Origin of the sequence: Maribacter aestuarii (assembly GCF_027474845.2) — a bacterium.
GTDB classification, from domain to species: Bacteria; Bacteroidota; Bacteroidia; order Flavobacteriales; family Flavobacteriaceae; genus Maribacter; species Maribacter aestuarii.
Genome location: NZ_CP107031.2, coordinates 2,321,961 through 2,344,658, shown reverse-complemented (window position 1 = coordinate 2,344,658; position 22,698 = coordinate 2,321,961). Strand labels below are relative to the sequence as shown.

Here is a 22,698-nt window from a genome sequence, read left to right as displayed (position 1 = left end):
AGGAATTTTAACTATATTTAAGGTACTCTAAATTTTAAACGCTAACCTATGACCTCTATCGTACTCGTTGAGGATAATCCAACTATCTGTGAAAATACTGCGGAAATTCTAGAGATGGAAGGGTATACGGTTATCACGGCGAGAAATGGTAAAGAAGGTTTTCAAAAAATTAAGGCCAATCGTCCAGATATAATTATTTGTGATGTTCTTATGCCAGAAATGAATGGTCTTGACCTTTTGGCAAAGTTAGGATTGGATAGCGAACTAAAGACTATTCCATTTATATTTTATAGCGCAAAAAGCGAAAGAAAGGATGTACAACAAGGTATGGATCTTGGTGCATACGACTATATCGTAAAACCATCAGACCTTGGAGATCTCTTAGCATCGATTCAAAAATGTATTAAGGACAAAAAACATTCTTAACACATACTTCTTCCAAGGCAAATTTAAAATCACCAAAAGCTCCTTTGCGTAGGCACAAATTTTTCTAAGACCACAGATTCTGTATCTGATTTCGGTAAAGATGAATTAAACTTTTTTTTGTTAAATATTAACGGTAATGATCTGTATCATTTTCAACAGTTCCGATCAAGAATATCTTTGCTATCATAATTAAGAGTTTAACCTAAAATTAAAATATCATGAAAACAGATGTAGAAATTAAAGATGATGTATTGGATGAATTGGCGTGGCAACCCAATATTGACGAAACAGAAATTGGAGTTATTGTTGAAAACGGAATAGTAACCCTCAGCGGTGTAGTCAACAACTTTTCTAAAAAAATTGCCGCGGAAAAGGCAGTTAAAAGTGTTGAAGGCGTTAAAGCGATAGCTAGTGACATTGAGGTAAAATACGGTAACGACTTTAAGAAAACCGACAAAGAGATTGCAAAGGCTGTTGTAGAGGCCTTGGAATGGAACTCTTCCGTGCCTGAAGAAAACCTGAGCGTAAAGGTAGAAGATGGCTGGGTATACCTTTCTGGCGAGGTTAAATGGAGCTATCAAAAAAATGCGGCAAAACGCGCGGTCGAGAAATTGCTGGGTGTTCGCAGTGTCATTAATAATATTTCCATAAAGCAGGATGTGAAGCCTACTGAAGTGAAGGAAAGGATTGAAAAAGCATTTGAACGCGCAGCCGAAATAGATGCAAAGAATATTACGGTCTTGACCGATGGTCATACGGTTACCCTAAAAGGCAAGGTCCACTCAATTAAAGAGAAGGAAGATGCCGAAACAGCCGCATATCGGGCCCCAGGTGTATTCAACGTAAAAAACGAGCTAAAGGTTCAATATTACACCGAGTATGCTTAGTTAATGTCAAAATCACTCATGGCTTACTACCATAAATGTAGAAAACGGCCCTTATTTACATGATAAATTAGGGCCGTTTTTATGTATAAAGCGACATATTTTTAATTAGGCAAAATAAAGAAAATGAGAATCATTTTGTGGAACATCAACGGAATTCGCGCTATTATAAAAAAAGACTTTTTTGAATCGATAAAAAATTGAATCCCCAAATTCTCTGTCTTCAAGAAACAAAGGCTCAAGATACCGAGATCGAAAAAGCGCTGTCTGTATTCGACGGGTACAGATATTTTTACAATTCTGCTGATAAAAGAGGGTATGTCGGTACGGCATTATTAAGTAAAGCGAAACACGCTAAGCTAATTTTTGATATGGGCATTACGAAACATGATGCAGAATGAAGGGTACAATGTGCGGAATACAAAAGCTTTTGTTTGGTCGGCTCAGTCTTAATGAAAATAGTACCTTCTGTCAATATTTATTCAGATATTGTGGGGTTGGACCGTTGTCCTATTGGCCTTAAAATAGATTTATGATTCAAACTCCCTAGCCTTTGCCAAATAATCCTCCAAGACTTCAAGTTGCCATTTACCAACTACCGATAGTTTTGTTTCCGCGTTCATTAAAACCAGCCCATATCCCAATCGGGAAAGTTTACAATCAGTGATAATTTCTTTTTCAATACTGCTAAAAACAGGCTTGAAATGTGCACGGATGTTCATCCCGGAAGACTTGCCAACATTTACTGCTTTCAGTACGGCATCACTAATCTGTTTGGGGGTTAAGCCCTTGTATAGTAAGTCGCTCGCCAAGAATCGTAGGCGCAGACTGTAATAGAAATCCATAAAATTTTCAATGCTGTCGCAGTTTGGTTCTTTGGTCAATAGGGTGAATTCCATTACGAGTCTTTTTTAGCTTAACTATCTTCTGTACAATATTGGTTTAAAGCTTTTTGGCATATACAAAAACCATTTTCTTAAATTCTCTAAAATCTTTGGAAAAATTATTCATTCGCTCGTTGAGTTTTCGGTGTTGCTCTCGATACATTATATCGGATAATCCTTTTTCACCCCTTATCAAACGGGACAGTAGCTTTTCATGTGCAACAATATCATCGGCCAAATAGTCGAACAGATTCTCATGAATCTTGTCCAAATTCTTCAACATTTTTCCGTATTCAGTTTCCTTGATGTCCTTTTTATTGAGCAGGTCCGCAAAAAATCGGGTCTCATCTTTCCATAAGGCAATGGTGTCTAGCCATTCATAACTTTCTTGGTGAAGTACATTTAAGCTTGCACCTAAAAGTAATTCTGTTTTGGGGTTTGAACTTGTCGTATTCATCTGATTCTTTTTTTTGCTCAATTAATAGTACTACGTTTCTAAAACATACCGCTAACGAAAACTGTCTCATAATCCTATCCTTTTATGTAATAGGCGCCCTTGTTTTAGAAAGCACTATATCATAGTTTACTACAAAAATGCATACTCCTGGCATTTTTCAAAATGATTTGAGTCAGTCCTATTATTTTCTTACTACAGTAAGTGCAAGTTAAATTGATTGCTGACTGATGTGTGTCATTTTGTATACTATCAAATGCCGCTACCTTTAATTCTTATAAATGAGATTTCGTCCCTAGCTGTAAAAAAGCAGATTCGAGGAAATGAAAATAAAATATTGTGATTATGAAAACGGATGCACAAATCAAACAGGATATTCTGGATGAGCTGGTATTTCTACCAGATATCGACGAGACCCAAATCGGGGTCATTGTCGAGGACGGAGTGGTTACTTTAACCGGCTTCGTAAATGCCTATCCCAAGAAAGTGGCTGCGGAAAAAGCGGTAAAAAGGGTCACGGGCGTAAAGGCAGTAGCCGAGGACATCGACGTAATGTACGGCGATGACTATAAAAAAACCGATAAGGAGATTGCAAAAGCAGCAGTAAATGCTTTGGAATGGAACGCTTCGGTTCCCAAGGAAAAGGTGATGGTGAAAGTAGAGAACGGTTTTATCTTTCTTACAGGAAACTTACCTTGGGCCTATCAAAGGGATGCTGCAAAACGAACCGTACAAAATCTTTTGGGTGTAAAGGGTGTAATCAACAATATAGTGCTCGCTCCCGCAGTAGAACCTGGTAATATCTCGGAAGAAATTCAAAAGGCCCTTGAGCGATCCGCAGATCTTGAGGCCAAGGGTATACGGGTTCAAGTAAACGGCAGCACCGTACAACTAAAGGGTAGGGTACATTCGCATCACGAAAAGAAATTGGCCGAAAGGGCTGCTTATAATGCCAAAGGGGTAACCAAGGTACAGAATGATATAGCGGTACAACTCTATCCCGAGTTTGCCGATTAAAACAAATCTAAATGATTTCCCTTGAAAAAAAACGGCACAGTGAGAAGATACTTTTCCCCAAATCGGGGATTACTAAAGGTCAACTCATAAGGTATTATGAGGCCATAGCAGCCTATATGTTACCTTACCTAAAGGACAGACCTTTGACCTTGCATCGTTTTCCCGATGGTATTGGAAAGAAAGGATTTTTCCAAAAGAATGCTGCCGATTATTTCCCCCAGTGGATTAAAACAATGAAAATTAAAAAAGAAGGGGGATGGGTAAACCATGTTATCTGCGATAGCGAAGAAACCTTGCTATATCTCGTGGGCCAAGGAACAATAACATTTCATGTAACGCTCAGTAAAACCGATAAATTGGACTATCCGGATAAATTGATATTCGACCTTGACCCTCCCAACGGTTCGTTCGAGCATGTAACAGAAAGCGCCCAGATCTTACGTTCGTTGTTGGAAAGCGAATTGGGGCTCACTACCTATCCAATGCTAACGGGCTCGTCAGGAATCCATTTGGTAGTACCACTTGACCGATCCGAGAATTTTGACGGGGTTCGCGACTTTGCCAAAAAAATAGCCAGGTACATAGCAAAGGAACATTCGGGGTTATTTACCGCTGAAATACGAAAAGACCAGCGCAAGGGCAGGCTGTTCGTGGATTACCTTCGCAATTCGTATGCACAAACGGCGGTCTGTCCATTTTCGGTTCGGGCCTTTGAAAATGCCCCAGTTGCCGTGCCCATCGGTTGGAACGAATTGCAGAATGGAATTCAAAGTGCACGGGCGTATACCATTGTTACCCTTTTACACAGGGTAGAACACGTATCAGATCCATGGAAGGATTTTGGCAAAAAAACCATCATTTGGGCGATGCTAAATCCAAACTGGAAAAATTAATAACAGCAGCTGTTAGTACCGACATAACTTCCAAATCCACTTGAAAAACATTTAATTGAAAGCTTTATGGACATCATAGCGCAACGAATAAATACACTTTCTAAAGTGACCCGAAAACTAGAGAACACTCTTGACCTTGATCCATTAATCGAGAGACTCTCCAGTTCAAAACTTGTACTTTTGGGCGAGGCTTCCCACGGTACGCATGACTATTATACTTGGCGAACGGCCATTAGCAAACGACTCATAGAGGAACACGGATTCAATTTTATCGCCGTAGAGGGCGATTGGCCCGATTTCTATCGCGTTAACCGCTACGTAAAGCACTATGAAAACAGCCATAGCAGTTCGGTGGAGGTGCTTAAGGAATTCAATCGCTGGCCTACTTGGATGTGGGCGAATTGGGAAATTGAGACCCTGGTAAATTGGCTACATAAACACAATACCGGCTTGTCCGCCCACAACAGGGTTGGCATTTTTGGTTTGGACGTTTATAGCCTATGGGAATCCATTGAGGCCATTGTCGACTATCTGCAAACACATGATAGAACCCTATTACCAGCTGCCAAAAGGGCAATGGGTTGTTTTGAGCCCTTTGGGGATGAAATGGGCATGGCTTATGCGAGATCTTTACAGCGTTTTTTACCTAAAACCTGTGAAAATGAAGTCGTTTCACTTTTGAGCGATATTAAGAAACGAGCACAAACCTTCAATACAGATATTGAAGCCGCCCTAAATATTGAACAAAATGCCTACATCGCTACAAACGCGGAGAAATATTACCGTTCTATGGTCTCGGCGAATCAAAGTTCGTGGAACTTGCGGGACCATCATATGATGGACACTTTAAAACGATTGTTACATTTTCATGGTCCCGATGCCAAGGCCATTATTTGGGAACATAACACCCATGTCGGAGATGCCCGTGCCACTGATATGGCCATTGATAATACGATTAATGTTGGACAATTGGTACGCGAGCAACTGCCTAGTTACAATCCTAAAATTGTTGGCTTTGGTTCGTACCAGGGTACTGTGGTAGCAGGTTCGGAATGGGGCGCACCAATGCGCAATATGCAAGTTCCAAAGGCAATTGAAGGTTCTTGGGAACACCTGATGCATCAGAATGGAAAAGGCGATCAGTGGCTTTTTATGGATGAACTGAAAGAGAATCATCTTTTTAAAGTTCCTATAGGGCACCGTGCCATTGGGGTAGTGTATCATCCAAAATACGAAAGAATAGGTAACTATGTGCCCTCTGTAATGCCCGAACGGTATGATGCCTTTATCTTTATAGATACTTCTGAAGGGGTACATGCCATGGACGTGTATGTGGATAAGTCGCAGCTGCCGGAAACCTATCCGTGGGCTTTTTAGCTATCATAGCCTTTACCCAATTGAGCCTTACCAAAACAACATCAAAGAAGTCGAGATCAGTATGATTTCTTCCGGTTAAAAATGGACAGAGCTCTTGACAGCTTGAATAAGTAATGCTACGAGCTTCATACCGGTAACGATGGCCTTTCAAAACTATGGCCGGATGTGGATGTCGTTCTGAAACTCCCGATTAAGAATACTTCATTATCCGACTGACCGGTAGTGCTTTATTTTCCACCCCAAAAGCCAATCAACCGTTTTACGAACTGCGCCAGTACCAACGAACCCATAGCAAAAAGCATGGTAATCCCCAGAAGTTTAAAAGAGAGGGGTTCCAAGGAAAGTGCCTGGGCGACGGGCGATATTAGATAGGCTCCAAGCGTAATCAATAAAGATATAAAGATAGCACTCCATACCCACGGATTTTTGGTCACTTCGTTGATAAAGAACGATTCTTTGCGTTTGGGGATATTGAAGACGTTAAACAATTGTGCCAGTACCAAGGTGTAGAAGGCCATGTTATTTATGGTTATGGGTTCAAGTTCAAGAACAAAATTCGCATAGACCACAATGCCCAATACGGAAGCACTTATACATAGACCATATACTATTGTTTCGTACCAATTTTGGCGTTTCATTATAGGCTCTTTGGGATTTCTGGGCGGTTGTTCCATACTATCTTCCTCTCCTTTTCCAAGACCTAAGGCTAGCGCGGGAAAAACATCTGTTACCAAATTCAGGAACAAAATCTGTAAGGGCAATAAAGGTGCTGGAAGGTTCAGTAAAGCGGCCAACCCTACGGATAAGATTTCGGCCAGATTACAGGACAATAGATATACCACGAACTGGCGGATATTTTGAAACACTACCCTTCCCTGTCGTATGGCCAGCTCTATAGCCGTGAACTTGTCATTTTTCAAGATGACATCGGCGACTTCGCGGGCTGCCTCAGTACCACGAATTCCCATGGCTATGCCAATGTCCGCTTTTTTTAGGGCAGGCACGTCATTGATACCATCGCCGATCATTCCTACAATATGATTGTTGTTTTGATAAAAGGTTACCAAATCCAGTTTCTGTTCTGGGGTTACCCGGGCAAAAACAGAAGCATCCAGCAGTTTTGCGCCATTATTGAGATCGACCTCATCCCTATTGGGAATAACCTTACCATGCATTACCTTTTCAGAAGATGCACCAATTTGTAATAAACCGACCTCCTGTGCTATTTTTTTTGCGGTACCTGCGTGGTCACCGGTGACCATCACCACTTTTATCCCAGCTTTTTTATAGATGTCTATCGTGTCCTTCACATCTTCGCGTGCGGGATCGATGAAACCTATAATGCCCAGAAAAGTCAGATGCTGCAAAACGGTCTCCTTTTTCGGCATGGTAATTACTTCCTTGTAGGCAAATGCCAAAGTCCTTAGGCCTTGGGACGCCAATACATCTAATTTGTTGCTCCATTTGCCTTTTTCATCAAAGGGTTTACTTCCGTCTTTATTTAAAATAGAATCACAACGGGCAACTAGGCTCTCAAAGGCACCCTTTACAAATATGTGAAAGTGTTCTTTATGACGATGCGCCGATGCCATTAGTTTAAGTTCCGCATCAAAAGGGAGTTCCAATTTCTCCGGGTTGTCGTTTTTAACGGAAACTGGGTCATATTTCAAATATCTGGCCAAATCCATTAAGGCCAATTCAATGGAATCACCTAGTTTTTCTGTGGCCATTGGGTCTACATTATTACAAAGAATAGCAGCCATCATCATTTTATCAAAAACGTGGTTCTTTTTTACCAGTTCCAGCAAACCCCTTTCTGTACGATACACATCCTTTATCGATTCTTCATTGAAAATCAGTGTATGCGCTTTCATCTGATCTTCTGTTAACGTGCCGGTTTTGTCCGTACAAATAATATTGGTTGCACCCAAGGTCTGAACAGCATCAAGCTTTTTTATGATAACCTGCTTTTTCGACAACCGTAACATCCCCTGTGCCAAAGCGATGGTCGCTACTATGGGTAGGCCTTCAGGTATGGCGGCTACGGCAAGGGCTACCCCTGTTTCTATCATCAACAAGAGGTCTTTTCCGCGAATATATCCTGTAACAACAATCAATACCGCAAAGAAAAGTGTCAACCAGATCAACCATTTGCTCAGTTGGTTCAATTTTTTTCCAGGGGAGTACGTTCCTTTTCGGCCTCAACGCCCATCTGCTGAATATACCCTAATTGAGTGTATTTGCCTGTAGCAGTTACTAACGCCTTTCCAGATCCGGCAACGGCCATCGTTCCTCTAAATACCATATTGTCCTGATCGGTAATGGGAGCTTTATCAGGAAGTACTACCGTCTTTTTCGTTACGGGGATACTTTCCCCGGTCAGGGCAGATTCCTTTACTGCTAAATTTTCGACCTCCATTAGTCGGGCATCCGCAGGTATTACATCGCCAGTGTGTATAATAATGATATCACCTGGCACGACCTCGGAGGCCTTGATTTTAATATTTTTACCGGAGCGTAAGACACGGATCATGGCCTGCCCCATTTTTCGTAATGCCTCCAAGGAACGTATCGCCTGCAGTTCCATAAAAAATCCAATGCCTACGGAAATCAGTATTACGACCATTATGGCAATCCCTTCCAATACATCGCTGAAGACGAAGGCCAGCAAAGCCGCAACTGCAAGAATATAAATAATGGGATCTAGTAACTGATCGGCAAGAATACGCCATCTCTTTTTCGGGCCCTGCTCTGGTATTTGGTTTGGGCCGTATTTTCCGAGACGCTTTTGTGCCTCTTCCATGTCCAGTCCATGTTCATGGTCTCCACCCAGTTTTGTAATGCAATCCTCAATGGAAAGTGTTGAAGGGTTTTTAAGCATATCGGAGTATTAATTTTTATAAGGAATAAGCAATGCCCCCCAACCAAACCTGTTTATATAGACACATTCAGGACTGGTAAGAGGGCCTTTTTAGAAAAACCGATTTGATTAAAAGTGTGCTATGAAATAGCTATCTTTTTAGGTGGTGCTTTCTTAGCCTCTTCTTTTTTGGCTAACTTAAAACTCAAAATACCATCGTTATATTTGGCCTTTATTTCTTCCTCTTTTACGCTATCGGGTAATTGTAAAGAGCGTTCAAAAGAATTGTAACTGAATTCCTGTCGGGTATAGTTGTCTTCTTTTTCCTCTTTTTCACTAGACTTTTCAGCAGAAATGTTCAAGCAACCATCATCTATGGTGACATCGAAATCCTTCTTGTTAAAACCTGGAGCGGCAAGTTCAATCTCGAAATTATCTTCGTTTTCCCTTATGTTTAAGGCCGGCTCTGCAGTTTTACTATTCCAAAAGCCAACGGGCACCATGTTCCGCATCCAACCACGGTTGTCAAAAAAATCATCCATATCGAAAAAATCTTGGGTTATCAAGTTTCCAAATGGCATTCTTCTAAATTTTACTAGTGACATAATTTTTATTTTAGGTTAAACAACTATTAATACTATCCGAAAGTATTGCTAGTGACACAACTGTAAAATGATTTGGGTCAGTCTGTAGTTTGAAAGTGATATTTCAGAAAGCAGCCTAATAGAAACGTTCCTCTTGTGGAATAATACGTTCGAATTCCAAACAGTAGGTATCGAACAGTAGACCACGATCTAGGATGCGCCCAAACTGCTCGGCGGTTGGTGTAATATAAATCTGCGTACTTTTTTCACCATTCTCCGATAACATTTTTACAGGGGTGATGGAATCCAATTGACTGAGATTTTCAGGAATTTCCGCTTGCGCAAGCGAAAGTAGTCCTGGACCTTTAAGGGAAGCTACCATAACGTTCCATGCGTTTTCATCCAATTTGGTGTTCAATATCAAATGCCCTTTAAGAGGTTTTAGAATTTGTTCTTTTGCAACGGAAAAAATGGTATCTCGTATAACTACTTTTGAGATTATCGTATCCTCTTTTTCCTCAATAGGAAAATAGCTTCCCCAATCACTGACATATAATCTTCCATTTTTAAGCTCTAAGTCATTACTAGAATCAATTTCAGCTTTTGTCAGTTTTATTAGGAACTCCTTCCGTTTTATAAAAGTCCGGTCATCGACGAACAAGGAGGCACTATCTACTTTACACCAATAAATGCCTCTATAGTTATCTGGAATATAGGTCAGTCTGTCTATCCCAACAGGTTGCGGCTCGCCAAAAACTACGGGGGGCTGGCATGCAGAAAAAAAAGTTACGTAAATAGCACTTAAAATAAATTTGGCCGTCTTCATTTTATTCCTTTAAATAAAACAGGTAACAATTTCGGTAGTTGGCGTATTTTAAATAAAAGTAAACAGTATGTCCTAGCTTCAAAATGATTTGTATCAGTTCAACTTCTCTATTAAAACAGGCTGTGCATTCAAATTTGGATAAATCGGAATACATTTATCTGTTCGGTTGCACCCGTCTGTATTGATATATCTGCTTAGGTCTATTTGTCCTGCCTACTGCTCGCTTCCCATTATCTGTCGTAATCGGTTAATAGTTTTTCCAGAATTTACATCTTTCAGGCTGTGGACTTTCCTAAAAAAATAGGACGATTGCCCTATTTAAATTACCTCTTGAAATGGTTTGTCCTTGATGATATCCATCATTTTATAGTGGTCAAGAGTCAACTAGATTTGATGTATGAAAAATTTACATTTCATAATAGTGATTGTAGGCATCCTTACTTTCACCGCATCCTCAAAACCCAGTAAAATACTCCAGGATCTTTCAGCCAAGGAGGTCGTTAAGAGGGCAGATGACAATATGCGGGGCAATACTTCCCAGGCGGATATCACCATACAAATCATTCGGCCCAAGTGGCATAGGGAAATGAATATGAAAGCTTGGACCAAGGGAGATGAGTATTCAATGATTTTGGTTACTTCCCCGGCGAAGGAGAAAGGCATTACTTTTTTAAAGCGGATAAAAGAAGTCTGGAATTGGATTCCTTCGATCGAACGCACCATAAAATTACCACCTTCTATGATGTCCCAAAGTTGGATGGGTACGGATTTCACCAACGACGATCTGGTAAAGGAGGCGTCCGCCGTAGACGATTATGACCATAAACATTTGGGGAAAGAGATGATACAGGGAAGCGATTGCTATAAAATAGAAATGATCCCCAAACCTTCTGCTGCCATCGTCTGGGAAAAGGTAATCGTTTGGATAGACTCGGAAGACTTTTTACAGTTAAAGGCAGAATTCTATGATGAGGACGGTACGTTGATCAACATCATGAATTCGAGTGAGGTAAAAATATTGGGAGGCCGGAAAGTAACTTCCAGATTGGAGATGATTCCGGTTGATAAGGAAGGTAATAAAACGGTTATTATCTATAACGATATCCTGTTCGACGAAGAAATCAAGGACGATTTCTTTTCTACGCGAAATATGAAACAAATGAAATGATGTTCTTAAAAATAGCCTGGTTGAATATTTGGCGTAACAAACGCAGAACCTTGATTGCTTCTACTTCGGTATTCTTTGCGGTCCTTTTCGCCATTATGTTCCGGTCGTTTACAGATGGGATATACGAAAACATGATACACAACGTGGTGAGTTATTCCTCAGGGTATCTTCAAATCCATCAAAACGGGTACTGGGAAGAGCGGTCAATCGATAACACTTTTGAAGCGGATGAACAACTCGGACAACGTTTAATGAAGAATCCCAATATTACCAACATCATGCCGCGCTTGGAAACCTTTGCCTTGGCATCTTATGGTGATAAAACGAAAGGAGTCTTGCTATTAGGAATCAACCAAAAAAAAGAAATGGAGGTCAATAACCTTGACGAAAAAGTAGTACGCGGACACTATTTTGAAACCATAAACGACAATGCGGTGGCTATTGGTGAAGGATTGGCAAACCAACTCAAAATCGCCATCAACGACACACTCGTGTTGATAGGTCAAGGGTATCATGCCAGTAGCGCTGCCGGAAAATATAGGGTCAAGGCCATTATTGCATTGGGTTCCCCGGAACTCAACAAAAATGTTGTATACATGCCATTGCAACAGGCACAATACATGCATGGTGCGGATAATAGAATAACGGCTCTGTCCATTATGTTGGGCAAGACATCAAACTTGGAGAAGCAGAAGCTCATGATAGAAAAAAACCTTGACCCTAATCGCTACGAAGTCATGGCATGGAAAGAGATGATGCCGGAAATGGACCAGTTCATTGAAGCCGATAGCACGGGGCATTATATTATTATTGGTATTCTTTACTTTATTATTTCATTTGGCCTCTTCGGCACTTTGCTAATGATGACCTATGAACGTACACGTGAATTTGGGATACTCATCGCCATCGGGATGAAAAAGCACCTGTTGGCCTTTATCCTGTTGCTAGAGTCGGTAATGATATCGCTAATCGGTTGTGTCGCGGGTATTATTGGCGGAATACTATTGGTGCAAATACTCACCAAGTATCCGATACGCTTTTCAGGTGAATTGGAACAGGTATATGAAAATTGGGGCATGGAGCCGATCATCTATTTATCGGCACATGAGAAAATTTTTATAGTGCAAACTCTTATAGTTTTGACCCTGTCGATCCTTTTGGCATTCTATCCCGGATTCAAGTTGATGAAGTTAAAACCGATCGAAGCTATAAACAGTTAAGGATGTTGGTACAAATTGCTTGGCGAAATATTTGGCGGAACAAGACCCGAAGTCTAGTGGTGATCTGTTCCATTATCATTGGTCTATGGGCAGGGGTTTTCATACTTGCATTTGCCTGGGGCCTATACCAAAACAATATTGATGACTCGGTGTTCAGGCAATTGTCACATATTCAAATTCACCATCCTTTGTTCGATGTGGAAAACGAATCAAAGTATGCGTTGTCGAGAGCAAAGGAAATCGTAGCCGAGCTTCAATCAGACGATAGGGTACACTCTGTTAGTTCACGGGTCATAGCCACGGGAATGATTACTTCCCCGACCACGGCAAGTGGCGTGAAGGTTTTCGGTATTGAACCGGCAGTCGAGAAAGAACAGATCAGGTTGCATGAAAATTTGGTCGAGGGATCTTATTTTGAAACGGGCAAGGAAAACGAACTGCTTATCGGAGTAAAATTGGCCAAAAAACTCAAGGTAAAACTCAAGAGCAAGGTGGTCTTGATGTTTACGAATGTGAAATCAGAGATGGTATCGGCAGCCTTTCGGGTGGGCGGTATCTATCGATCCAAGAATATTTCCTTGGATGAAGTACATGTTTACGTGCCCCAAGACCATTTGGGAAAATTGTTGTTTCTGAAACCGGACGAAAGTAATGAAATAGCCATTTTGTTAAATGATGAAAAGCAACTTGCTTGGGTAAAGGAACGCAGCAAACGCTTGGTGCCCCAAGGAAAAGTGGAAGACTGGAAAGCGCTTTCACCGGAATTGAGTATGGTCATCGATTCCTTTAATATGTACACCTACATTGTTACCGGCATCATCTTATTAGCGCTGACTTTCGGAATCATTAATACCATGTTGATGTCGGTTCTGGAACGGGTACGGGAACTCGGTATGTTGATGGCCATCGGACTGAACAAAACCAAGTTATTTTCAATGATCATGCTGGAGACGCTGTACCTCACATTAATAGGGTGCCCCATCGGACTGTTGATCGGATGGGCAAGTATCGCTTATTTGGGCAAACAGGGCATCGATATCTCTATGTTTTCCGAAGGATTGTCCTCTTATGGGTTCACCTCGATCATTTACCCGGCCTTGGAGAACCAAAAATACGGGATTGTAGCGGTGATGTTCTTGATTACGGCCCTGATATCCGCCCTCTATCCTGCCTACAGGGCTTTACAGCTAAACCCATCGGAAGCGATACGAAAAATTTAGAATCATGGCCAAAACAATTATCGATGCACATAATGTGAGTAAAACATTCAATCCTAAAACAATTCCTGTTCACGCGGTTCAAAATGTGCATCTTCACATAGAAGAAGGGGAATTCGTAGCTCTGGTAGGACCGTCGGGCTCTGGTAAATCTACCTTACTGAACATGATCGGTGGTTTGGATGAGCCAACCTCCGGTACCGTTTTTATCGATGGTGTAGAGATCACCAAGCTATCGCAAAATAAATTGATCGACTTTCGGCTTCAGAATATCGGCTTTGTTTTTCAGTCGTTCAACTTGCTTCCCGTGCTTACCGCTAAGGAAAATGTAGGCTTTGTGCTCCAACTGCAAAAGATGTCTAAAAAGGATAGGGAGGAGCGCGTTATGACCTTGTTGGAAGAAGTGGGCCTTGAGGATAAGGTAAACAGCAGGCCCGGGGAACTTTCGGGCGGACAGCAGCAACGGGTGGCCGTGGCCAGGGCCTTGGCCTCCAAACCAAAGATCATCCTTGCTGATGAACCAACGGCAAACCTCGACTCCAAGTCTGCAGGGAACCTATTGGATATCATGGCCAAACTCAATAAAGAAGAAAAGATTACATTCCTATTCTCTACCCATGACCAAAGGGTGATTAAAAAGGCGAGAAGGGTAATCACCTTGGTAGATGGTATGGTAGATTCAGATAAGCAACAGATTCCTACATAGCCATGATGCCCTATTCAACAAAAACCATGGCCGTTTTTCTGTTTTGTGCATTCACGGTTTTCGGCCAGGAAAAGGATACCAAATTATTCCTGACGGGTTATATCAAAAATCTACATGAATTCAGTTTTGTGGATCGACTTGAGCAATTGCAGTGGACCACCTTTTTGCATAATAGGCTCAATTTCAAATATATTCCATCCCAGGAATTCACCGCCCGATTGGAGTTTAGAAATCGTATGTTCTATGGGGACAACATCGAAAATATTTCCGGGTTTTCAGACATTATTTCACAGGATAATGGTTGGGTCGGTCTTTCATGGAACCTTTTGGATACGAACGAAACGGTACTCAATGTAGCCATAGATAGGGCGCTGGTCAATTATACCAAAGGCCATTGGGACATAACTTTGGGAAGGCAGAGGGTAAACTGGGCCAGAAACCTGATCTGGAACCCGAACGATATTTTCAATACATATAATTTTCTTGATTTTGACTATGAAGAGCGTCCGGGAAGTGATGCCGTACGAATACAGTACTTTTTGGATGGTTTCAGTAAAATTGAACTGGCAGCAAAAAAGGGAAGCCGTGGAGACGATGATATCGTTGCTGTCATGTATAATTTTAACAAGTGGTCCTACGACATTCAAATACTGACAGGGATGTATCAAAATGATTGGGTAATCGGCACCGGCTGGGCAGGGAATATGAAAGACGCAGGGTTTAAGGGCGAGTTTTCCTATTTTGTTCCTTATAAGGATACCGATGATTCTCAAAACGTTTTAAGTGCATCTTTTTCGACAGACTACGGTTTTGAAAATGGTCTTTACATCAACGGATCCTTATTGTATAACAGCGTGGAGGATAATTTTTCTGGAGGGGTCGAAAACCTCAAATTCCTGAATATTTCGGCCAAGAACCTTATGCCTTTTGAATTTTCTAGTTTCCTTCAACTGTCAAAAGAATTTTCCCCAATTTTTTCGGCTACTACAAGTTTTATCTATTCCCCCACGAATCATTCCGTAATCCTGATTCCTTCGTTCAAGTATTCCATTGCTACGAACTGGGAGTTGGATTTTACCGGACAATCCTTCTTTGAGTTTGGGCGGTATCAAAGCTTAGGAAACAGCTTTTTTGCCAGATTACGTTGGAGTTTTTGAGTGTATTGACCTCTGAGTTTCCAAAAAGGCCATTTACCCCAATCTGATTGGCACTTGAATCATAAATAAATACAAGTTCTAGTCACAACTTTTCCCCAAATGCTAAGTCACCCGCGTCACCAATACCAGGAAGAATATAGCCTTTGTTATTCAGTTCAGGATCGATAGCCGCAATCCATAAGTGAGTGTTATCAGGAAAAACTTTTTTGACATGTTCTATGCCTCCTCTAGAACCAATTACGGAAATAATATGAATCTGCGAAGGTACGCCATGATCTTTCAATGCGCTAAGTACGTTCTCCAAAGTTTTACCCGTTGCCAGCATGGGATCGGTCAATACTAAGGTTTTATTTTCTAAGGAGGGTGCTGCAAAATATTTTACGATAACCTCAAAGGCGTCCTCATCGCCCCGATGATGGCGATAAGCAGAAATAAAAGCATTTTCGGCCCCATCAAAATAGTTGAGCATACCTTGATGCAAAGGCAATCCGGCACGTAAAACCGAACATAGCACTAAATTATCGGTGGGTAGATGCATTTCTTTTTTGCCAAAGGGAGTTTCAACCGTTTTATTGACATAGCTCAAAGACTTACTCATTTCATAACTGAGTATTTCCCCAATACGTTCAATATTACGCCGAAACCTCATGGAGTCTTTTTGTATTTCAACATCCCTGATTTCTGAGATAAACTTATTCAAAAGCGAATTTCCTTCGCCAAAATGGTGGATGGTCATGATATGATGCTTAATCCATAAAAATACAACATTACCCTAGTCTTTGATTCCGAATTTGGACAGGATATCTTCCATCAAACACCATTTGGTAAAAGCAGATTGCAATAGGTTGGCCCCTACGAAGGCAGTAAACCAAAGCCAATTGAGGTTGACATAAATGGCCATTAACAAACTGATTAATATAAACGAGCCTGCTATGGCCCTTACGATTCTATTTTTCATATTACTTAATTCTTCAAATTGATTTTTCGATAGGCACTACAATTGCCTTGATAGGATTGTTTGTTTCCAGCTTGTTATTGAATTCTTTTATCATTTCAAAAAGTGAGTCGATATTCTCATCTTCCGTAAATGAAAAGAATAAACTTGATTCTACCCCTCCTTTCTCACTAGGGAACCAACTGGATGTGTGTACCATCGAAGTGACGTTTTTATAGCCATCAATATCAGAACCACTGAAATTTTCTATACGAGCTTCCTTAAAAAGTCTTAGAATTTCTTTCTCGAATTCCTCTACTACTGTTACAATTAATAGTTTCATGAATAATTAGTTTTTATATCATTCCTGCGAAGGCTGAAATTGTTTCGTTCGTATCCTTCCTGTATTCCTTATTCGTCAACTTTACCTTTTACTTCTTGAATCACTGTTTCTGGATAATTCTTTCTTTCGATCATGAAGTACACCAAAGGAACGACCAAAAGCGTCAATACCGTTGAAACAATAGTGCCACCCATCAAGGAGATGGCCAACCCCTGAAAAATTGGGTCGAACAGAATAACAAAGGCCCCAATAACCACTGTGCCCGCTGTCAATAAGATAGGAGTAGTACGTACGGCACCTGCTTCGATAACGGACTGTTTCAAAGATATTCCCTCTGCTAAACGCAGATTTATAAAATCAATCAGCAAAACGGAGTTTCGTACCATAATACCGGCCAAGGCAATCATTCCAATAAAAGAAGTCGCCGTAAAAAACGCACCTAGCATCCAATGGCCCAATATGATTCCAATCAATGACAGCGGAATGGCTACCATCATTACAATGGGAGCCTTAAAATTCTGGAACCATCCGACAATCAAGATATAAATGATGATGATGACCCCTAAAAATGCTAGTCCCAAATCTCGAAACACCTCCAAGGTAATTTGCCATTCGCCATCCCATTTCACCGTATAATCATCTTCAAACTCGGGTTGATTCAAATAAAGTTCATCAAGGGAAAATCCTTTGGGCAGGTTCATTTCTGCCAGTTTATCAGTCATGCCCAATATCGCATATACAGGGCTTTCCAATTCTCCTGCCATATCTGCCAGTACATAGACAACGCGTTTCTGGTTCTTTCGATAAATATTTTTAGCCCGTGTTGTTTCCTCAATTTGAACCAAATCACCGACCGTAATCATTGTTCCTTGCAATGATTTCACCTTGAGTTGGGCAATATCGCTTATGGTGGACTTCTCCTTTTCATCCAAAGCCAAAATCAAGCATATTTGCTCAGAGGCATCCTCGTCATACAAAGTGGTCACAGCTCTTTCTGAAAGCGCCATGTTCATGGTATGTACTATTTGCTGAGGCGCTACGCCATAAAGCATCGCTTTTTCCTTATCGATAACGAACTCGTACTCGGTCTGATCTGCCTCCACCATCCAATCCACGTCCACTACATCCTGAGTATTGTTCAAGATACCCTGTACCTGATTAGCTATTTGGATTTGTTGGTCATAATCCGGCCCGTAGATTTCCCCGACGATAGTGGAGAGCACAGGTGGTCCTGGAGGCACCTCGACAATTTTAATATTAGCATCGTATCTATTACCTATTTTCTGGATCTTTGGGCGCAAGAGACTGGCGATGTCATGACTTTGTGCGCTCCGTTCTCCCTTATCAATAAGGTTCACTTGAATGTCCGCCATATTACTACCTCCGCGCAGGTCATAATGTCGTACCAAACCGTTAAAAGTTATTGGGGCGGAAGTACCTACATAACTTTGGTAATTTATGACTTCAGGCCTCGTGGATAAGTATTGCGAAATCTCTTGGGCAACCACTCCGGTGCGCTCCAAAGTAGTGCCTTCGGGCATATCGATTACAACCTGAAATTCATTTTTATTATCGAACGGCAACATCTTTACAGCAACCGATTTGGTAAAGAACAGTCCGATAGAACCCAATAACAACAAGAAGGTGATTCCTAAAAAGAGCCAACGCTTCTTTCTGTTCTCAATCAAAGGTTTTTCAAACTTCTCATAGATGCGGTAGATAAAAGTATCCTCCAAAGGTTTCTCTACTTTTCCCTCTCCTTTCTTCTCTTTTCCCCGAAGGAAGATATATCCCAAGTAGGGTGTTATGGTCAATGCCACAAAGAGCGACAATATCATCGCTATAGAAGCCCCAATGGGCATCGGCGACATATACGGGCCCATAAGACCCGAAACGAAGGCCATGGGCAATACCGATGCAATTACCGTAAACGTGGCCAGAATCGTTGGGTTACCCACTTCATTAATAGCATATAATGCTGCTTGCTTGAACGGTAGCCTTTTCATCTTGAAATGTCGGTGCATGTTCTCCGCAATGATGATGGAATCATCTACAACAATACCCGTCACAAAAACCAACGCAAAAAGCGTAATCCTGTTCAATGTATAATTCAGCATATAATAGCTCAACAGGGTAAGTGCGAAAGTAATGGGTACCGATAAAAACACTACTAAACCACCGCGCCAGCCCATGGCCAACATGACCACAAAGGTCACCGCGATTATCGCACCGATAAGGTGCATCAGTAGTTCCGATACTTTATGGGAGGCGGTTTCACCATAGTTCCGCGTAACCTCTACATGTACGTCATCGGGAATCAGGTCTTTTTTTAAATGATTTACTTTCTCCAGAATGATGTCTGAAATCTTCATCGCATCGGCACCTTTGCGTTTGGCAATGGAAATGGTTACCGCAGGATATTCCGATCTATAAGTGGCGGCATTTTCGCTGGCCTGACCAAAACCTAATGACACATAATTTTTGGGTACTTCCGGACCATCTTGTATGGCAGCGATTTGTTTTAGATATATGGGTTTGTTCTGTTGCGTACCAACAATCAAATTTTCAACATCCTCGTTGTTTTTCAGAAATCGTCCGGTAGTCACCAAAAACTCGATATCGTTCTTGTCAAAACTGCCGCTGGCCATTTGTTGGTTATTGGCCTTGATCATTTCGGAAACGGATAGAAAATCCAATCCGCTTTCCGCCATTTTATCCTTGTCCAAAACAACTCTAAGCTGTCGGTCACGACCCCCGATTTTATGGGTCGCGGATACATCGTTTACTTTTTCAATTTCGTTAGTAAGTTCTTGTGCAATTTGTTTGAGTTGATAATCGTCATAATTCTCGCTCCACAGCGTTAGCCCCAACATAGGAACGTCATCGATAGCTCGTGTCTTGACCAAAGGAAATGTAACGCCTTGGGGCATAATGTCCATATGTTTGTTAATTTCATTGTACAATTTCACGAACGAACGTTCTATATCCTCGCCTACATAAAACTGTACGATGACCATTCCCTGCTCTTTCATGGCAGTGGAATACACATACTCTACCCCTTTTATGTTCGAAATCAATTTCTCCAAGGGTTTGATGACCCGCGATTCCACTTCCGTAGGACTTGCCCCGGGGTATCCGACAAAAATATCCGCCATAGGCACATCAATCTGCGGTTCTTCCTCCCTAGGAATGAGAAAGGAACTGTACACGCCGATGACCATAAAAACAATCATCAATAGTACGGTAAGTTTTGAGTTGATAAAAACCTTGGCAATTTTGCCTGCTAAGCCTTCTTTCATATTCCTAAAATTATTTTACGTAAAGACTAATCTTGGCACCGTTGAACAACTTCCCTTGGGAGTCGACGATATATTGTTCATCAGGTGATAGCCCGGAAAGCACCTCTACTTCTTCGCCTAAAGTGCGCCCCAAGCGCAACCAGCGCAACAAAGCGGTGTTGCTTTGGCTCACCGTATAGATACCCGATAATTGTCCGCGTTCGACAATGGCCTCTACCGGTACAAAAACTGATTGGGACATCGCTTTTTGCGAGGTTGGAAAACGAACAGTGACATACATGCCCGACAATACATTGATTTCCGTTTTGTCCAATAAGACTTTTACCAGATACTGACCCCCTGTACTTTTGGCCGAAGTACTTACCTCGACCACTTTTCCGGTTATTCTTTCATTCAAGGATTTTAGGAGTAGCTCAACGTCAGTACCTACCTTGATTTGTGAGATTTCCGATTCGGGCACCATGGCCAATACTTGAAAATACCCTGGAGCTTCCACTCCCAGTAAAGGCATACCAGGGTTGGCCATATCGCCTGCATTAATGAATTTGTTTGTAACCACCCCATCAAAAGGTGCTCTTATATTAGAGTACGAAAATTGTGCATTGACCTCGTTTTTCATTTGAATGGCAGATTCCAATCTTGCTTTTGCCATTTTGTAGTTTGCTGTAATATCATCCAGTTCTTTCTGTGAGGCACTAGTTTCTTTAAATAGTTCGGTATACCGATTATAATCTTTTTCAGCATTATTAAACGCTACCGATGCTTCGGTAATACCCGCATTTACTTGGGCCAGTTTGGCGGATAGATCGGCGTTATTGATGCTCAACAAAAGTTGTCCCTTTCTTACTTTATCTCCGATATTCACATAGATTTTATCTACATATCCCATCATTCGGGTACTTAATTCACTGCTTTTTACCGCCTCTATGGAGCCACTCGCCACTAAAAATGAACTACGGTCTTCCTGTGTAACGGTATTGACGGTTACTGGCACGGCCGCTGTAGTATCCCCATCGACTTTGGGTTTATCCCCTCGGCAGCTCGCTAATACTAGCGTCATTGTAAGGATTGCCGTTTTTATATAATTTCTCTTTTCCATCTTTTATTTATTGGTTAAAAATTGCATATAGGCCAAAGCATAGTTGTGCTGAAAAATGGTGGTGTAGTATTCCAATTGCTTCTGCGCATATTGTGATTCAGCCATAAGCAATTCGGTCGTTTTCTCAAGTCCTTGTTTAAATCGATTGGTACGAATACGAAGCGCTTCTTTAGACTGGAACATCGCCAATTCTGTAAGCTTTAAATTGTTCTTGGCATCGGCCAAACCGCGGATTGCCTTGTTAAGTTCCAGCTGGCTTTCTGACTTATACTGATGAAGTTTCAATTTTGATTTTTCAAGCTCTGCCCTGCTTTTTTGGGCCTTCCCAAAGCGTTTGGTTCCTTCCAAAATATTCCATTGTAATGACGCTCCAAAAAGAAAGCCGTTAGCACCTCCCTGGAATATTTCATTATCATGTAATTCATAGGTGCCAAAGGCGTTCAAACGGGGCAGAAAACTCATTTTATCAGCCTTATATTGTTGTTTGTAGGCTTCGGAGACGGACTCCATAGCCTGAATATCTTTTCTATTTTCAGAGAATTCTTCCGATAAAATCGTTTCAGTAATCAAGGTCAAGGAATCCGTCGGTTGTAGAATCTGATAGGGAGTTTCATCCATCAAAACAGAAAGGTAGTTCGAGCTATTTAGGATATTGCTTTTGGCATACTGCAGCTGATTATCGATTTCGGTAACCCTCACCTGCACTACCAATATATCGGATTTTTGCAGGTAACCTTGTTCAAAACTATTGGTCGCAATTCGCAGATTTTCTGTGGCCGACTTTTTTGCTTTTTGTAGCACTTCTACAGTTTTATAGGCCAACTGTAATTGCATATATGCCATATCTACTTCTAGAGCTACATAATCTTGGGTCCGTTGCGATTCCAATTCGGTGGCATTCCACTTGGCTTTTGCAGCTTTTCGCTGGTATAGGCCGTCTAAATTCAATATTGGTTGTTGTATTTCAACTCGTGTGGCAAAGTCCTGTATTTGGGATGGATTGTTCAACAGCTCAGGGTTAAAATCCGCCTGTGTCAAAATTTCTTGATTCAGTTTAGAGCCAAAGGCCATTAACGGATTTGTAGTCGCGATACCTGTATGGGAAATACCAATGGTTGGTAACAATACGGCATTAGTCTGATTAAAATCGCCCTTGGCCATCAACACATCTTGTTCTGCCATTTTCATGGTATTGTTCCGTTCTTTTACCTTTGCCAAGGCTTCCTGTTTGGAAATCGGAACCGTTTCCTGTGCTTTTATGTGGAGCTGAAATAGAAATGCCAACAGTATGAATGCAATATTTTTCATCGGTGATTTTTGTTTTTCACTTTACTTCTTACTTCTGCAAAA

Annotated in this window: 22 protein-coding genes; 10 read left to right on the top strand and 12 right to left on the bottom strand. The window is 41.3% G+C overall.

Annotated features, from left to right (window positions below; genetic code table 11):
• Positions 1-48: 48 nt before the first annotated feature.
• Positions 49-426: a response regulator transcription factor gene (locus N8A89_RS10575; protein ID WP_281542234.1), complete on the top strand. Its 378-nt coding sequence runs from the start codon at positions 49-51 to the stop codon at positions 424-426.
• Positions 427-644: 218 nt separating this feature from the next.
• Positions 645-1,313 (top strand): BON domain-containing protein, encoded by a 669-nt coding sequence (locus N8A89_RS10570; RefSeq protein ID WP_281542233.1) that lies wholly within the window; start codon positions 645-647, stop codon positions 1,311-1,313.
• Positions 1,314-1,840: 527 nt separating this feature from the next.
• Here the strand turns inward: N8A89_RS10570 and N8A89_RS10565 are convergent.
• The gene (locus N8A89_RS10565) at positions 1,841-2,209 is read right to left on the bottom strand and encodes a hypothetical protein (protein ID WP_281542232.1); all 369 of its coding nucleotides are present in this window, start codon (positions 2,207-2,209) and stop codon (positions 1,841-1,843) included.
• Between the two features lie 43 nt (positions 2,210-2,252).
• Positions 2,253-2,651, bottom strand: coding sequence for a hypothetical protein (locus N8A89_RS10560; RefSeq protein WP_289644290.1), 399 nt, complete (start codon positions 2,649-2,651; stop codon positions 2,253-2,255).
• A 342-nt stretch (positions 2,652-2,993) separates the two neighbouring features.
• On the opposite strand from N8A89_RS10560, the gene N8A89_RS10555 reads away from it, so the two are divergent.
• The 3 genes from N8A89_RS10555 (at position 2,994) to N8A89_RS10545 (ending at position 5,935) form a co-directional block, all read left to right on the top strand.
• A complete protein-coding gene (locus N8A89_RS10555) occupies positions 2,994-3,665 on the top strand; it encodes a BON domain-containing protein (RefSeq protein ID WP_281542230.1) in 672 nt (223 codons plus the stop codon).
• 11 nt (positions 3,666-3,676) lie between these two features.
• Positions 3,677-4,558, top strand: coding sequence for a non-homologous end-joining DNA ligase (gene ligD / locus N8A89_RS10550; protein ID WP_289644289.1), 882 nt, complete (start codon positions 3,677-3,679; stop codon positions 4,556-4,558).
• Positions 4,559-4,624: 66 nt separating this feature from the next.
• The gene (locus tag N8A89_RS10545) at positions 4,625-5,935 is read left to right on the top strand and encodes an erythromycin esterase family protein (protein WP_281542229.1); all 1,311 of its coding nucleotides are present in this window, start codon (positions 4,625-4,627) and stop codon (positions 5,933-5,935) included.
• A 227-nt stretch (positions 5,936-6,162) separates the two neighbouring features.
• Here N8A89_RS10545 and N8A89_RS10535 read toward each other — a convergent pair whose 3' ends face one another.
• The 4 genes from N8A89_RS10535 to N8A89_RS10525 form a co-directional block, all read right to left on the bottom strand.
• Positions 6,163-8,103 carry a cation-translocating P-type ATPase gene (locus tag N8A89_RS10535; RefSeq protein ID WP_488251362.1) on the bottom strand — a complete coding sequence of 647 codons (1,941 nt, stop codon included), beginning with the start codon at positions 8,101-8,103 and terminating at the stop codon, positions 6,163-6,165.
• Positions 8,100-8,816, bottom strand: coding sequence for an HAD-IC family P-type ATPase (locus tag N8A89_RS17835; RefSeq protein WP_488251361.1), 717 nt, complete (start codon positions 8,814-8,816; stop codon positions 8,100-8,102). The genes N8A89_RS10535 and N8A89_RS17835 overlap by 4 nt, the downstream gene beginning before the upstream one ends.
• Before the next feature lie 119 nt (positions 8,817-8,935).
• On the bottom strand, positions 8,936-9,400 hold the full coding sequence (locus N8A89_RS10530) for an Hsp20/alpha crystallin family protein (RefSeq protein ID WP_281542228.1): 465 nt from the start codon (positions 9,398-9,400) through the stop codon (positions 8,936-8,938).
• Between the two features lie 115 nt (positions 9,401-9,515).
• On the bottom strand, positions 9,516-10,205 hold the full coding sequence (locus N8A89_RS10525; RefSeq protein ID WP_289644288.1) for a hypothetical protein: 690 nt from the start codon (positions 10,203-10,205) through the stop codon (positions 9,516-9,518).
• A 397-nt stretch (positions 10,206-10,602) separates the two neighbouring features.
• Here N8A89_RS10525 and N8A89_RS10520 point away from each other — a divergent pair, with 397 nt between their 5' ends.
• Genes N8A89_RS10520 through N8A89_RS10500 form a run of 5 tightly spaced genes read left to right on the top strand, consistent with a single transcriptional unit; the run spans position 10,603 to position 15,673 of the window.
• Positions 10,603-11,373: an outer membrane lipoprotein-sorting protein gene (locus N8A89_RS10520; RefSeq protein WP_281542226.1), complete on the top strand. Its 771-nt coding sequence runs from the start codon at positions 10,603-10,605 to the stop codon at positions 11,371-11,373.
• Positions 11,370-12,593, top strand: coding sequence for an ABC transporter permease (locus tag N8A89_RS10515; protein ID WP_289644287.1), 1,224 nt, complete (start codon positions 11,370-11,372; stop codon positions 12,591-12,593). The genes N8A89_RS10520 and N8A89_RS10515 overlap by 4 nt, the downstream gene beginning before the upstream one ends.
• Positions 12,594-12,595: 2 nt before the next feature.
• The gene (locus N8A89_RS10510; protein ID WP_281542222.1) at positions 12,596-13,813 is read left to right on the top strand and encodes an ABC transporter permease; all 1,218 of its coding nucleotides are present in this window, start codon (positions 12,596-12,598) and stop codon (positions 13,811-13,813) included.
• Between the two features lie 4 nt (positions 13,814-13,817).
• Positions 13,818-14,516: an ABC transporter ATP-binding protein gene (locus N8A89_RS10505; protein WP_281542221.1), complete on the top strand. Its 699-nt coding sequence runs from the start codon at positions 13,818-13,820 to the stop codon at positions 14,514-14,516.
• A gap of 26 nt (positions 14,517-14,542) precedes the next feature.
• Positions 14,543-15,673, top strand: a complete 1,131-nt coding sequence (locus N8A89_RS10500) for a hypothetical protein (RefSeq protein WP_281542220.1) — start codon at positions 14,543-14,545, stop codon at positions 15,671-15,673.
• A gap of 82 nt (positions 15,674-15,755) precedes the next feature.
• Here N8A89_RS10500 and upp read toward each other — a convergent pair whose 3' ends face one another.
• From upp to N8A89_RS10470, 6 genes are all read right to left on the bottom strand, one after another.
• Positions 15,756-16,409, bottom strand: coding sequence for a uracil phosphoribosyltransferase (upp, locus tag N8A89_RS10495; protein ID WP_281542219.1), 654 nt, complete (start codon positions 16,407-16,409; stop codon positions 15,756-15,758).
• Between the two features lie 36 nt (positions 16,410-16,445).
• Positions 16,446-16,631, bottom strand: a complete 186-nt coding sequence (locus tag N8A89_RS10490; protein ID WP_281542218.1) for a YgaP family membrane protein — start codon at positions 16,629-16,631, stop codon at positions 16,446-16,448.
• Positions 16,632-16,644: 13 nt separating this feature from the next.
• The gene (locus tag N8A89_RS10485; protein WP_281542217.1) at positions 16,645-16,950 is read right to left on the bottom strand and encodes a hypothetical protein; all 306 of its coding nucleotides are present in this window, start codon (positions 16,948-16,950) and stop codon (positions 16,645-16,647) included.
• A 68-nt stretch (positions 16,951-17,018) separates the two neighbouring features.
• Positions 17,019-20,249: an efflux RND transporter permease subunit gene (locus N8A89_RS10480; protein WP_289644286.1), complete on the bottom strand. Its 3,231-nt coding sequence runs from the start codon at positions 20,247-20,249 to the stop codon at positions 17,019-17,021.
• 10 nt (positions 20,250-20,259) lie between these two features.
• A complete protein-coding gene (locus N8A89_RS10475) occupies positions 20,260-21,348 on the bottom strand; it encodes an efflux RND transporter periplasmic adaptor subunit (protein ID WP_281542216.1) in 1,089 nt (362 codons plus the stop codon).
• Positions 21,349-21,351: 3 nt separating this feature from the next.
• Positions 21,352-22,656: a TolC family protein gene (locus N8A89_RS10470; RefSeq protein WP_289644285.1), complete on the bottom strand. Its 1,305-nt coding sequence runs from the start codon at positions 22,654-22,656 to the stop codon at positions 21,352-21,354.
• Between the last annotated feature and the right edge of the window lie 42 nt (positions 22,657-22,698).

What these genes read in the sequence shown, in the direction of transcription:
- N8A89_RS10575 (WP_281542234.1), top strand. Translation starts at nt 49, where the DNA reads ATGACCTCTATCGTACTCGTTGAGGATAATCCAACTATCTGTGAAAAT.
- N8A89_RS10570 (WP_281542233.1), top strand. Translation starts at nt 645, where the DNA reads ATGAAAACAGATGTAGAAATTAAAGATGATGTATTGGATGAATTGGCG.
- N8A89_RS10565 (WP_281542232.1), bottom strand. Translation starts at nt 2,209, where the DNA reads ATGGAATTCACCCTATTGACCAAAGAACCAAACTGCGACAGCATTGAA.
- N8A89_RS10560 (WP_289644290.1), bottom strand. Translation starts at nt 2,651, where the DNA reads ATGAATACGACAAGTTCAAACCCCAAAACAGAATTACTTTTAGGTGCA.
- N8A89_RS10555 (WP_281542230.1), top strand. Translation starts at nt 2,994, where the DNA reads ATGAAAACGGATGCACAAATCAAACAGGATATTCTGGATGAGCTGGTA.
- ligD (WP_289644289.1), top strand. Translation starts at nt 3,677, where the DNA reads ATGATTTCCCTTGAAAAAAAACGGCACAGTGAGAAGATACTTTTCCCC.
- N8A89_RS10545 (WP_281542229.1), top strand. Translation starts at nt 4,625, where the DNA reads ATGGACATCATAGCGCAACGAATAAATACACTTTCTAAAGTGACCCGA.
- N8A89_RS17835 (WP_488251361.1), bottom strand. Translation starts at nt 8,816, where the DNA reads ATGCTTAAAAACCCTTCAACACTTTCCATTGAGGATTGCATTACAAAA.
- N8A89_RS10530 (WP_281542228.1), bottom strand. Translation starts at nt 9,400, where the DNA reads ATGTCACTAGTAAAATTTAGAAGAATGCCATTTGGAAACTTGATAACC.
- N8A89_RS10525 (WP_289644288.1), bottom strand. Translation starts at nt 10,205, where the DNA reads ATGAAGACGGCCAAATTTATTTTAAGTGCTATTTACGTAACTTTTTTT.
- N8A89_RS10520 (WP_281542226.1), top strand. Translation starts at nt 10,603, where the DNA reads ATGAAAAATTTACATTTCATAATAGTGATTGTAGGCATCCTTACTTTC.
- N8A89_RS10515 (WP_289644287.1), top strand. Translation starts at nt 11,370, where the DNA reads ATGATGTTCTTAAAAATAGCCTGGTTGAATATTTGGCGTAACAAACGC.
- N8A89_RS10510 (WP_281542222.1), top strand. Translation starts at nt 12,596, where the DNA reads ATGTTGGTACAAATTGCTTGGCGAAATATTTGGCGGAACAAGACCCGA.
- N8A89_RS10505 (WP_281542221.1), top strand. Translation starts at nt 13,818, where the DNA reads ATGGCCAAAACAATTATCGATGCACATAATGTGAGTAAAACATTCAAT.
- N8A89_RS10500 (WP_281542220.1), top strand. Translation starts at nt 14,543, where the DNA reads ATGGCCGTTTTTCTGTTTTGTGCATTCACGGTTTTCGGCCAGGAAAAG.
- upp (WP_281542219.1), bottom strand. Translation starts at nt 16,409, where the DNA reads ATGACCATCCACCATTTTGGCGAAGGAAATTCGCTTTTGAATAAGTTT.
- N8A89_RS10490 (WP_281542218.1), bottom strand. Translation starts at nt 16,631, where the DNA reads ATGAAAAATAGAATCGTAAGGGCCATAGCAGGCTCGTTTATATTAATC.
- N8A89_RS10485 (WP_281542217.1), bottom strand. Translation starts at nt 16,950, where the DNA reads ATGAAACTATTAATTGTAACAGTAGTAGAGGAATTCGAGAAAGAAATT.
- N8A89_RS10480 (WP_289644286.1), bottom strand. Translation starts at nt 20,249, where the DNA reads ATGAAAGAAGGCTTAGCAGGCAAAATTGCCAAGGTTTTTATCAACTCA.
- N8A89_RS10475 (WP_281542216.1), bottom strand. Translation starts at nt 21,348, where the DNA reads ATGGAAAAGAGAAATTATATAAAAACGGCAATCCTTACAATGACGCTA.
- N8A89_RS10470 (WP_289644285.1), bottom strand. Translation starts at nt 22,656, where the DNA reads ATGAAAAATATTGCATTCATACTGTTGGCATTTCTATTTCAGCTCCAC.